The organism is Paenibacillus sp. G2S3, assembly GCF_030123105.1.
Lineage (GTDB): Bacteria > Bacillota > Bacilli > Paenibacillales > Paenibacillaceae > Paenibacillus_AQ.
In genome coordinates this window covers 2,146,615-2,159,837 of record NZ_CP126095.1, presented here as the reverse complement: position 1 = coordinate 2,159,837, position 13,223 = coordinate 2,146,615, and the positions used below count along the sequence as shown (strand labels likewise).

Genomic DNA, 13,223 nt, shown 5'->3' with positions numbered 1-13,223 from the left:
TAAACCCTCCTATAATTAACCTTTCAACGCACCTGCTGTTAACCCACCCGTAATTTGACGTTGATACAACACATACATCACAATGACGGGAATCATAGAAATGGAAAGACCCGCAAACAATGGCCCCCATTCCGTTCTGTACTGCATTTCCCCTTGCATAATGGCTATTCCTACAGGAATGGTGTATTTCGCTGGATCGTTGATCAATACTGTGGCCATGATGTACTCATTCCACACCGTTAAAGCATTCATAATTCCTACTGTGATTAATCCAGGCTTCGATAATGGCAACATGATCTTGAAGAAAACGCCGTATAGTGAAGATCCATCAATTGTTGCGGCTTCTTCAAGCTCACGGGGAAGTGCCTTGAAAAATCCAACCAGAAAGAAGATCCCGAATGGAAGGATGCCAATCGTTCCGACAGAATAAACAAGCGTGAGCCCTACTAAGGAGTTGGATAAATTCATATCTCCGAGAAGAAAGAACAACGGTATCAATCCGAGTGTGGTTGGAATCATCATCGAAGCAACGTATACAAAATAAAACAGGCCTCTAGATTTAAAGGTAAATCGAGCTAATATATAAGCTGTTGTAGCAGCCATAATAAGCGATAAAAGCGTACTTGCCACGGTTACAATAATGGAGTTAAGGAAGTAATCGCCAAAGTTTGCTCTGCTCCATACATTTGTATAGTTTTCAAAACGAAAAATAGATGGAAAATCCCACGGTTTCCCGAGCATAACCTGCTGATTATCCTTTAAGGAAGTCAGGAATGTCCAAAGAACCGGATATAAGACAACCAAGCTCCACAAGATGAGGAAAAATCGAACTGCAATTTTTGATATCAACAGAAGTGGTTTTTTGGCGGGACTATCATTCAAAGTATTTTCCTCCTTACATTTCAATGGACTCCCGGTGAAGAATACGCTGTAAAATTAAAGTTGTGATTAAAGATAATAGTAAGATCAGCACCCCGATGGTGGCCCCGTAGCTTAAATGGAACTGCTTGAAGCCCATCTGATACAAATAATAACCGAGAACTTGTGTCTGATTGTCCGGGCCACCATCCGTCATCAGCTTAACGATGATAAAGGAACCGTTCAGTGTTGTGATTACGATGTGAATGATCGAGGTTTTGAATTGCTCCCAGATCAGCGGTAAAGTAATTCGAGTAAACTGTTGCCATTGTCCAGCACCATCGATACTGGCTGCTTCATATAGCGAGGAAGGAATACCTAGAATAGAAGCGATGATAAGCAGCATATAGAATCCGATACCAGCCCAAACACTAGGAGGAAGAAGTGACCACATCGCGAGGTTTGAATCACCTAACCAGTTAGTTTCCACAGGTTTTCCTGTAAATAACGAGATGAATGCATTCAGGAACCCAAGACGGGGATTGTATATAAAACTCCACAATACACCGATAACGGCTACGGAAATGATATTCGGAAAGAAAAACACCACTCGGTAAAAACCGTATTCTTTCAATTTAAAACGGGTCAGTGATACTGCGAAAAACGTTGCAAACAACATAATTAAGATGACCTTCCAAAAAATCAAGAAATAATCGTTCGAAATGGCCTTTGGTATGATCTCATCCGAGAATAATTGTCTATAATTATCAATACCGATAAAATTCATCGATTCGGAACCGCCTGACCAATCGAAGAAGCTTAAGTATAAGCCTCGAAACAGCGGATAAATAGTGAATAAACAAAAGATAGCAAACGTAGGCAGCAAGAAACTCGCAATAAACAAATTACGTTTCCACAATTTATTGTTCTTCATGGGCGTAAGCCATCCTCCCCTTAAATTTGAAAGAACAATCAGAGGCACCTACGTCCTCTGATTGTTTAGAAAGAAGAGTCAACTTACTTCCGGATTTTGGCTGCCGCCTTCTCCATACGGTCCATCCATTCTTCTGGCGTAATGGAACCTTGCAGCAACGCAATGGTTGCATCATTCTCTGCCTGCTCAATATCCGCGGCTAATTTAAATACTGGAGCAACAATCGTGTCACTACCGTTGAAATATTTCATAGCCGTTTTAACAACATCACTTGCGCCTGAAGATTCCAGATCTGCCTTGACGTTCATCAAAGCGCCTGTCAGCTCAGCCCAACGAACTGCGGCTTGTTTCGTAAAGATAAATTCAATAAATGCTTTTGCTGCATCCGGATTTTTGGCCTTCTTTGCAATTGCAATGTTACTAGTGTAAGGAATAGCCACAAATTTACCGCCTGGCTTCTGCATAACGGAAGGAATGAATCCAAATTTGAAGCCCTCTGGTACATCTTTTTTCATTTCATTTTCCAGCCACAAGCCGTTAGGAATCATTGCATCTTTATGCTGCAAGAAGAGCATTTGGGAGTCTGTATGACTCATACCGAACGATGCGTTATCGAAATACCCTTTGTCCCTCATATCAACGATCTTTTTCAAGGTATTCGCTACAGCATCATTTTTGAAAGAACCTTCTTTAGCTGCTTCTTGATCCTTTAAGATTTGCGGATTGTCTCCATTCTCAGATACAAAACCTGTATTCAAGAGACCTCCCACGATGTAGTATGGGTATTTACCAGTATGGATGTAAGGATATACGCCATCCGCTTTGATTTTTTCACTAGTGGCAAGGAAGCTATCCCAATCTTTTGGAACATCCCATCCCTTTTCAGTAAAAAGGGTTTCATCATAGAAGGTTCCCCATGATCCGAATACGAGTGGAATCGTATAGTTTTTGCCACTGTAGTCTTGTGGAGGTGCGATCAAGTTGCTCGTAAGCGGCTCGCCGTCCACATTTTTCGCATCTTTAACCCAATCTGTAATATCCATCAATTGGTCGTCGAGCACCATTTGCGTTTCGTTCGAGCCTGCTCCATCGATGTATACAACATCTGGTGGATTACCTTGGATCCAGCGGGGCTTCATTTGCTCGTTGATTTGTGAACCTGCGGATTCTTTAATGTTGACATCCGGGTAATTCTTCTTGAATTCACCAATGACTTCTTTCCACCAACCGTCTCCATAACCACCGACAAAGTATTGGATTTCGAGGTCTCCCGCTACTTTCGGCTCTTCAGGCTTGGGCTCGTCTGTCTTTGCTGGCTCAGTCTGCGTCGCAGCTGTTGTTTTCTCGGGAGCTGGAGCTTCAGCCCCATTTGTCCCCCCGCCACATCCTGCCAGAGACAATACAATGGACATCATAACTAGACTTAATGCCGCTTTCTTTTTACCCTTGCTTTTCATTGGCTATCCCCCTCGAATAACTTGCTCGACTTCTGTAGACACTTGATTTTGTAATTCTGACTGTAATTCTATTAACACTTTTCCATTATATAGGCTATAAAAACGTAACCACATGATCTCTTTTGATGTGGAGTTGATACTTTTTGTCCTATAGAACCTTTTTTTCAAGCAATTAATGCCTTCGGCGTCCTTATAAGGACGGTAAGCGTTAATGCGAGAAATATAAGGATAATGTATAGCGTGAAACTTATACATTCTTATATTTTCACAAAAGAAGGACACCTGAGTAAAAACTCAGGTGTCCTTCTCTCAATTCAGTATTTTTTGAGCAATTGCTGCTAAATCCATAATATCGATTTTTCCGTCATTGTTAAGATCTGCACGCTTAGCCATCTGCCAATCTGCACTGTTCTTATCTTTACCATAGTGCGAAGCTGCAATCGCCAAGTCACCGATGCTCACTTTACCATCATCATTCAAGTCTCCGGATTTTACTGGTGGCGTTTCATCTGCCTTAATCTCGACCTCAAGGTTTGAGAGATCGGCTTCAGTCTCCAGTCCATTCTCGTCACCAAATATAGCACTGCTTACCTTTATGCTCGCTAACTCAGACTTTGTCACTGACTTTGCTTTGAAGCTTAGTTCAAGTACTTTGGCATCCCCCGTTAGACCAGTCCGCGTACTAGCTGTGATTAGACGAATGGTTCCGATGTGATCTTTTTTAGATTCCAATACTTGAACCCTATCGTTCACCGATTCGCCCGAGATGTACTCCAGAAGATTCTCGTCGTACTTCAATTGAATATCTTGCGCATAGGTCGCATCCGTTACATTGCTAACGCCCATATCTACAGTAAAGGTCTGACCTTGATTTATCGACTTAGGTCCACTTAAAGTTATCGCAGTAGGTTCATCCAATTCGACAGGTACATATTCGAAAGCATCAATCATCGCAATAGTATTCGAAGAGGCATTGTTCTTCGTCCCTTTCACGACAATCTTAATCGTATGTTCCCCTTTGGAGAGATTGGATTGTTGGAATAATACCCGCTGTTTCATCGTCGCTGGACCATATCCATCAACACCTTCAGCGACTAGCCCCCCATCGAGATATACATCGAAATGTCCGTGGTTTGCCTGCAAAGCGCTGATAAATTTAATCTCTGTTCCTGTAAACGTGAACGACGCTGAAGCCCCTTTCTGATTACTATAGCTTTCTGTGCCTTTGTAATCGCCTGCGTCACTGTAAGGACTCCACGTTCCGGTGTATATAATCGACGGATCTTTATCATCTACTTTTATTGGCAGCACAGGTGGTTTTACACTGGATACAATTTTATATTGCTGACCCTTCACCGTTGGAAATTCAATCAAATCCCCATTCGCCGTAAAGTTGACGGATTCCCCGCTCCCAACACGAACGACCTTAATTTTACCAGACTGTACAAAACCAGGATATTTAACAGAAGCCTTATTACCTTGCTTAGAAGTGAGCACTGCTTCTTTCAAGATCGTTCCTTCCCAGCGCATATCCACTTCAAATCCACCTCTTGCCACAAGCCCTTTGACGTTTCCCGTAGCCCATGCATCTGGTAAAGCAGCTAGTAAATCGATACTTCCAGCATGGCTTTGTACAAGCATTTCTGCGATTCCGGAAGTTGCTCCGAAGTTACCGTCGATTTGGAACGGTGGATGTGTATCGAACAAATTGTCGAGCGTGCTGCCTCTAAGCTGCTCACCTAACAGTTTATGTGCACGGTTACCATCAAGCAGACGTGCCCATAAATTGATCTTATTGGCTTTACTCCACCCCGTTCCACCATCGCCTCGAGAATTCAAGGTGACTCTTGCTGCTGCAAATAAATCTGGATTATCCACTTCATTAATAAGCGTGCCTGGATACAAGCCGATCAGATGCGAGATATGACGGTGCTGATCTGTTGGACTATCGATATCATTCTTCCACTCCTGCACCTGCCCCCAGCTTCCGACCTGCGGCATCCATAGCTTGCTTCGTTTCTCCATGACCTCGTTACGCAGCTGTTCATCCACACCCAAGATTTCACTAGCCTTGATGAACTGTGTGAACAACTCCCAGACTAATTCCTGATCATAAGACACGCCGATGGATATATCCCCTTGCTCTGGAGAGTACGAAGGAGATGACACTAGACTTCCGTCTGAATCTTCGACCAGATATTTAACCCAGAATTGTGTTGTTTCCTTGATAATGTCATACACTTGGCCTCTTAAAAGATCTTTATCTCCACTAAAAGCATAGTGATCCCACACCTGCTGCACCATGAAGGCATTGGCAGCCGGTGACCAGCCCCAGTAGAAGTCAGAGCCTGGCGCAGTATAACCAAATGGATTGTTGACGGTATGAATCGCCCAGCCTTCGCCTTCGATTCCATGATGTCTTTGAGCTGTTTCCCTACCCGGCTCGCGCAGAGAATCAATGTAATCAATGTACGGAATATCGGTTTCCGCTAAATTAACAACTTCGGAGGGCCAGTAATTCATCTGCACATTGATATTCGTATGATAGTCACTGTTCCATGGTGGATTATTTACTTGATTCCATACCCCTTGTAGATTGGCAGGCAGTGAGCCTTCCCGGGAGGATGCAATGAGCAAATAACGACCATATTGGAAGAACAATGCCTCCAAGCTTCTTTTCTCTCCGTCACTAGCATTCGTTTTATAACCATTCAAAAGCTCATTCGTAGGGAGATTTGTAGCTAACCCACCAAGATCAAGTGAAACTCTGTCGAACAGTTCCTTGTAATCTGCCAAATGAGCTGCGCGCAACTGATTGAATGATTTGGCGGATGCTGCATTTAAGTTAGCTTCTACAACCTCTTTTGGCGTCTTGTCACTCTTATACGTTGGATAATTATTGGCATAATCTGTTGCAGCAGTCATCAGGATTGTGACGGTATTCGCCCCGTTGACCGTAAGTTTTCCATCCTTTGCTGTTACAGTTCCTCCTTCATGCTGCACTTGAAGCTGAGCTTCGTATGCCATCTTATTACTGGGTACCTTACCGCTTAGCGTTAGTTTATTTCCTTCACCCTTAACGGTATTAGAGGGCTGAGCACCAGTAAGGCGAACATCAAAGGTCATCGGCTGATTCTCTTCCGTTGTCAGTCTCATGACCAAGACCTTATCCGGATAACTGATAAAATACTCACGCTTGTATTTTACATTGCCCGAAGTATAGGACACTCTTGCCGTTGCATCATTAAGATTCAATTCACGCCGATAATCAGAGTACGTCTGAGCACCGCTGTTCCCCGAGGCGCTTGTCATCTCCATCTCGGACAATTGAATTTTCGTTCCGCCCTTGCTTACAAGATCGAATTTATAAAATTTATAAGCAGTAGCATTGGAAAAAGTATATGATTTCTTCTGTTTGCGGCTCGCAAACTCTTCATTGGATCTGTTATCTAGCGGGGTCCACTGCTGCCCGTCATTCGAGCCTTTCAACGTCCAGCTCTTCGGATCACGATCAGGCACATCATTTCCTGAAGTGAATGAATAGCCGGTAATTACCTTTGCCTCTTCATATGCCCATTGCACCCAGAAAGGTGGTGCTCCATCACCTGAATACCATTTCGTATCTACCGAGCCATCGGTTAAATTGGAAATAGGCTCGCCGTATTGTGGGTTATCTGAACTCGCCGTTACGGTATACGCTGACTGACGATTAAAATCTAAGAACACGTCGCCAAATGCTTGATACGCCCCAAAAGAGCTATCACCAGCTCCCATAACACCAGTAATTTTCCCCACCAGAGCCTTAGCTTCATTAATTTTCCCTTCTTTTAGAAGCTGTCTTATGGTCTCAACATGTAGCTGAGCACCGTCTTTAATACCATATTGGTAATTTGGATCTGCTCCAGGCCCACCGCTCCACAGTGTTTTTTCATTAAATTGAATTCGCTCCTGCTCAACACCACCAAATACCATGCCACCCATATAACCGTTTCCGATGGGGAGAGCCTGCGTCTCCCAGTTCGTGGCCGGCGCTTGATACCATAATGACAAATCCTGATCTGCTGCAGCAGTTTCAGCCAGTGGCTGTTCATCTGCGTACACTTTTTGATCTAGAACCCCATGAACCGGAAGTATACTACTGAGTAACTGTGAGCAAGCGATCCATACAGATAGTAGAATTGCCGTCCTTCTGACTAATCTGCTTTTACCGATTGGCATTTGTTTACCCCTCTCGTAATGACAACCAATGATTATCTACTCCACAATCTTTTTCGCAAGTGCAGCAAGATCAGTAATATCTATTTTGCCGTCCTTGTTCAGATCTGCGTGCTTAATCTTACTCCAATCTGGACTGGAGGAATCCTTACCGTAATGTGCGGCCATGATACCTAAATCGCCGATACTCACTTTGCCGTCGCCGTTTAAATCTCCAGGTAATTCCGTATTTACTGTGATCTGAATGGTTAAGGATGCCGGTTGGAGCACGGATTCTTCCCCTTGACTGTCACTTATTATCGCTTGAGTAAGCCGGATAACTCCCTCTGTGTCTTGTATTACATCTGCTGCTTTGAAACCAAGTTCAACAATTTCAGCATCGCTAGTAATCGGATACTGACTACCCAAACTTGCCAAGAGAACCCGTAGCTTACCGGGAGTACTTGTAGATGGTTCATTGATAATAATTACACCTTCCTGCAGAGAGCGGATTGAATCTGGAAGGTATTCCATGACTGCCGGATCAAATTCAAAGGTAATGTCCTGTGCATACACATCACTTGAGACACTGGTGATCCCATACTTCACGGTAAAAGACTCCCCCGGTGCAACAACCTTCTTACTCCCTACTAAAGTTGCTGAAGGCGTAGGATCAGATGCATCTGCGTTCACTGACGGATTCATAATGGATATCCAGCTTAAAATCACGGCTATAAGGGTCACCATAATTGCCTTTTGATACAATCGGATACTTCTCATTTTCTTCTCACCTTTATCTTTTAAATTTTGTTCAGGATGTGAGCGTATGTTATTGATTTACGATTTGTCTCGCTAATTGAGCAAGATCTGTAATATCGATCTTACCGTCACCATTCACATCAGCACGCTTCGCTTGCTGCCAATCAGGACTTGATGAGTCTTTGCCGTAGTGTGCAGCAACGATACCCAGGTCACCAACGCTGACTTTTCCGTCGCCGTTAAGATCGCCTGTGACTCCTGTTTGTTCTGGTTTCACTTTTACAGAGATTGTAGCTGGTGCGGCTGTAGTCTCTGTTCCGTCTTCATCACCTAGCAGTACCTCTGACACGCTGATATTAACGGTCACCATCTCAGATACTTCTTTTGCCTGGAATGTCAGCTCAGCAATTTGTTGATTTCCGCTTAATCCGTGTTCCGCACCTTCACTCGCCATAATCAAACGAAGCTTTCCAGGTGTTTTGTTTGTCTCTTCAACAATTGCAACACCTTGGATCAGTGATTTAACGGTCACATAATCCATGCGGTCAGCATCGTACTGAATGGTGATGTCCTGTGCAAATACCTTCCCTGAGATATTGTTCACATCATACCGGACAACAAAAGGCTTGCCGGAAGTAACGGATGCATCAGCACTCAATACGGCTTGCACTTGAGCCGTTTCCTGCTGCACTTGATACACTGTAATCTCGGCTGCAGATGCGAATTCACCCACGCCTTTTACAGCTTCCAGCTTAATGTGAGTCGCTTTCACCGGAGCGAAATTCACTTCCTTGAGCTGTTTGCTTCGCAGCCAGGTACCGCTTGTCATGAGCGTGTAATTCACACCATCGGTGCTTGTGTACACGTTGTAAGCAGTAATTGTGCCATTGCCTTCGTCCGGCCGAGGTAAGTATCCTAGCTTGCTGATGGTATACTTTCCGCCCAGATTCACCATAATCGATTGCGGAAGTGGATCAACGTTAAACCACTTCGTATGCCAATGTGTATCCGGATCGCCGTCCAATGCCAAATTTGGGTCGTTTTCGCCTGCTTCAGAGCTCGTAGCCTCTGCACTCATTTGACTTTGCGGAATTTCGATTAGGTTGCTTTGTCCAGTAACTGTCACCACACTTGTTGCTTTAAAACCGCCTTCTTCCGTCGTCGCGGTAATCGATGTCGTGCCCTGCCCTTTTGGTGTGACCATTCCTTTACTGTCCACACTGGCAATACCAGGATCACCGCTTACCCACTTCACAGTCTTATTACCGGCATTCTCAGGCTCAATGCTCGCTGTCAATTGACCCGGTGCGTCCAACGCCTTGAGTGAGAGTGTCTCACGGTCAAGCTTAATGCCAGTAACCTTCTGTCCGTCTTCCAGTGGGATGCCAAACAGCTTGAATTCGCGAATAGCAGCCTTTGATTGAGCATCAGGCAATCCGGTGATCGTAATTCTAGCGTATCTACCTTGGCTTCCAAATGTATCCTGAATCGTGCCAGTTTCCTGATTATTCGTTCGATTTGTTACCGTAATCCAATTGGAGTTCGCGGTTTCCCGAACTTCAATTTTGTACTGATAAGCCTTGTTACTGTGTTCAAAAGAAACTTCGGAGGATTTAATGGAATGCATCATACCGAGATCAACCGTCCAGCTATGACCATTGTTCGTATCCGCTGCTAACCAGAATGTGTCCATATTCCCATCATTAGCGAGGCCAGCCGAATGCGCTTGATCCGCACTGTCCGCTGTAGCAGGTTTACCTTCTGAAATCAATCGAACTTCAGGTGCTACCTTCGGCGACTCATAGACATCGACCTCCGAAGCCGAAGCGAATCCGCCAAGTGCAACAGCTGCTTCAAGCTTCACATAGCGGGCGGAAACACTATCGAAAAGGATGTACTTTTTCAAGTTGTTTCTGAGCCAGGTACCACTGGATACCTTCGTATATGCTTCTCCATCTGTGCTGACGTAAAGGTTGTATGAAGTAATGGTCCCATTCCCAGCATCCGTTCGTGGTGCATACCGGAATTGGCTAATTTTACGAACCTTACCTAAATCGAGAATAATGGATTGCGGGAGCTTATCGGATCCATCCCATTTCGTATGCCATGCGGAATTCCGATCCCCATCAATCGCTTTAGCTGCTTCCGCACCAGGCTGGAAGCTTTTCGCTGAGGCTGTCATCTCATTTTTAGGTATCGCTGTCGGTGAAGGCTGTGATAGATCACGATACAGATTAATTTCCGCAGCGGATACGACACCCCCAACAGCTTCTGTTGCTTCAAGTTTCACAAAAACAGCTTCTACTGTATCAAAATTCACCGTCTTCTCTAGTTTGTCATCGTTCCATTGTCCACTGCTTACGAGCGTATAGTTGGTTCCATCCATACTCGTATACAGCTTGTAACCTGTAATTGTGCCGTCTTTGCCACCGTACTGTCTTGGCAAGTATTTCATTTTATTCACATACTGTTTAATCCCCAGGTCTAAAGTGATGCTCTGCTTACTTCCACCATTTGCTGAGGAAAGCCATATCGATTCATAGCTGCCATCCAGCACATTAGCTGCCGGTGTATCCGAAGCGGCATTCGTTGCAGTCGCAATCATATCTTCCTGCGGAATACGACTTGGATCTGTGTCCTCCTGAGGCAGCTCAATTTTGACAGCATCTACAAGTGGAGTCGTATCTGCTGTAAAGCCTGCAACTTTCACAACAAATTCCTTATCAGTGGATATGGATGGCGTTTTAATGTACAGGATGCCGCCTTTATCTTGCTTAGCATAGTACCAGCCACTTGTTTCTCCATCCCATGCAGCTTTGGACTGCAATTCAGGATAGGATGTTCCATCTACGGAAACAGACGCCGGGTGATCTGGCATGTGGATTGTAAACTGATTCTTACGTGACTCCAATTTGCCTTTATAGTCACCTACGCTTGCTCCAACCTTGATAAGCAAATCTCCACTTCCTTGCTCAGGAGCGGTGGAGGTTATTAGTGTTTTTGCAAATTTGCCTGTACGATGCTCCTTCGATGTACCATCATCTTCATACATCGTAAAGCTTGACGATTTATATGGATAAATATCATAAGTAATTGGATCAGGAGGAACCTGACCATCGTATAACGATTCAGGATACATCGGGATGATAGCCCCGCCCTTTACTAGAAGCGGCAAGCGATCCAGTGGAGCATTGTATTCGTCTAACATTTTTGAACCGTAATGTTCTTCTCCTGTCCAGTAATCGATCCATTTTCCTTTCGGAAGGTATATTCCGTTTCGCATTGTCGTGTCGGTATATACTGGCGCAACCAGGAACGATTCCCCGGACATGAATTGATACTGTGTTAAAGTTCCTTTCGAGTTCGGATCATTCGGATAAGAATAGATCATTCCCCTCATGATCGGAGCTCCGGACTCGTAAGACTCATTGAGATAGGTATACAAGTATGGTGTCAATTGCTGTCTTAGCTTCAATGCATCCCTGTTATAGCTCGTATAAGGTTCTCCCCATACCCAAGGCTGCTTATCTTTGGCTGCCCAACCAGACATGTTCATCAGAATTGGAGTGAAGATCTTCCACTGTAAGTCTCGAACGTAGGTTTTAGCGCTTCCTCCGAAAATCCCATCAATATCTCCGGTTGAGTACGGCATCCCAGATAGCCCTGCCCCGATCATCGAAGGGATATGAAATCGAATATATTCCCAGTTGCCCGACTGATCTCCGGACCAGACGGTAGAATATCGCTGGGTACCTGCCCAGCCACCAACGGACCAGACATAACCTCTGTCGTCAGAGTTATCTTCAATACCTGTAAACGCCTGTTTGCTGGCACCCAGAGCGAAATCATATCCAGGTCCCACCCAGGCAACGTCGAGTTTAGCGAGCCTTGTACCCTCTACGCCAACTTCTTGCGCGATTTTATCAACACCATTTTGAGTCCATAATCCGGTATAGAAACCTTCCTTATGTAGTTCGTCAACGGTGTTGCCTAGATCTGTATAACCGCAACCATATCCGTCATTCGGCAAAATCCAGGCGCCTGGCATATCATTTTCCCGATATTTTTTGGCAATAAGGTTAACGACATCGGAGGTCTTTTCTGGATCTCTGTTGTAACAATCCGCATCACCAAGTCCCATACCCCACCGAGGAATCAAGGACGGTTTGCCTGTAAGATCTGTATAAGCGTTCAAAATATCTTTCATTGTCTCACCGTAGAAATAATAAGCATCAAACCGATTTTCGTTATGCGTCAGCTTGACGGTCGAATCAAAATCATAAGTACCGCTTTGAAACGTGTTGCGAAGCACTCCATATCCTGCGGTGCTCAAGTAGAATGGTGCAGGATTCGAAACCGTGCCGCTTCCCCAATCCCCATAGTTGTTAGCAATGGTAATTTTGCGATCACGATGGTTGAAGAATCCATTCTGCATACCGCCGCCGTAGAAATATTCATCCTCACCTCGGATAAGCTGTTGTGAGGCTGACTGTCCGTTATAGTTCAAGCCAGCGGATTCTTCCCACACCACCGTTTGGTTGTCACTTTTGTACATGGCGAACTTTAACGGATTTTTGTAGGCTCTCAGCACGAATTTTCCTGTTTCCATCTTGTAATACGTATCTTCATCAGACCACTTTACGTTAACAGGTCCGAAATCATCCTTGATGACGATTGGCTCGATCGGCTTTTCCGCGCTTTTCCCTGTCAATTCCTTGAATTGCCCGTTCACACCAAGCCAAATCCGGAACATATCCTCCCGCTGAAAAATCACTTTAATCTTGTCAGAGCCTGACGTGATTTCAAACGTATTATCATCTTTCTTTACGAAGTCAGAAATGTTGCCAACGGAAGCACCATGGGCGGTTTCCGGGCGAATCATGAGTCCTGTAACCACAAGGATCATGAGTGCAAGCATCCACATACCAAAGCGATTATAAATTGTTCTCAATCCATTCCCTCCATTCAAATGAAGCGGCAAGACAGGATACAGCCTCCACTGTAGTTTGAATTCCTTGTCT

The 13,223-nt window shown here is 44.6% G+C and carries 6 protein-coding genes; all 6 read right to left on the bottom strand.

From position 1 onward, the window contains the following. Positions 1-15: 15 nt before the first annotated feature. The 6 genes from QNH28_RS09265 to QNH28_RS09240 all read right to left on the bottom strand — a co-directional run bounded on the left by QNH28_RS09265 (position 16) and on the right by QNH28_RS09240 (position 13,153). A complete protein-coding gene (locus QNH28_RS09265) occupies positions 16-882 on the bottom strand; it encodes a carbohydrate ABC transporter permease (RefSeq protein ID WP_283911099.1) in 867 nt (288 codons plus the stop codon). A gap of 13 nt (positions 883-895) precedes the next feature. After that, positions 896-1,792, bottom strand: a complete 897-nt coding sequence (locus QNH28_RS09260; protein ID WP_283911098.1) for a carbohydrate ABC transporter permease — start codon at positions 1,790-1,792, stop codon at positions 896-898. A gap of 83 nt (positions 1,793-1,875) precedes the next feature. Further along, on the bottom strand, positions 1,876-3,249 hold the full coding sequence (locus tag QNH28_RS09255) for an extracellular solute-binding protein (protein ID WP_283911097.1): 1,374 nt from the start codon (positions 3,247-3,249) through the stop codon (positions 1,876-1,878). Between the two features lie 309 nt (positions 3,250-3,558). Next, positions 3,559-7,467, bottom strand: coding sequence for a glycosyl hydrolase family 95 catalytic domain-containing protein (locus tag QNH28_RS09250; RefSeq protein WP_283911096.1), 3,909 nt, complete (start codon positions 7,465-7,467; stop codon positions 3,559-3,561). Between the two features lie 36 nt (positions 7,468-7,503). Then, positions 7,504-8,223, bottom strand: a complete 720-nt coding sequence (locus QNH28_RS09245) for a cohesin domain-containing protein (RefSeq protein WP_283911095.1) — start codon at positions 8,221-8,223, stop codon at positions 7,504-7,506. A 49-nt stretch (positions 8,224-8,272) separates the two neighbouring features. Then, positions 8,273-13,153 (bottom strand): discoidin domain-containing protein, encoded by a 4,881-nt coding sequence (locus QNH28_RS09240; RefSeq protein ID WP_283911094.1) that lies wholly within the window; start codon positions 13,151-13,153, stop codon positions 8,273-8,275. Positions 13,154-13,223: the final 70 nt, after the last annotated feature.

Excerpts from the sequence above, each read along its gene's own strand:
- QNH28_RS09260 (WP_283911098.1), bottom strand. The coding sequence starts at position 1,792 with ATGAAGAACAATAAATTGTGGAAACGTAATTTGTTTATTGCGAGTTTC.
- QNH28_RS09255 (WP_283911097.1), bottom strand. The coding sequence starts at position 3,249 with ATGAAAAGCAAGGGTAAAAAGAAAGCGGCATTAAGTCTAGTTATGATG.
- QNH28_RS09250 (WP_283911096.1), bottom strand. The coding sequence starts at position 7,467 with ATGCCAATCGGTAAAAGCAGATTAGTCAGAAGGACGGCAATTCTACTA.
- QNH28_RS09245 (WP_283911095.1), bottom strand. The coding sequence starts at position 8,223 with ATGAGAAGTATCCGATTGTATCAAAAGGCAATTATGGTGACCCTTATA.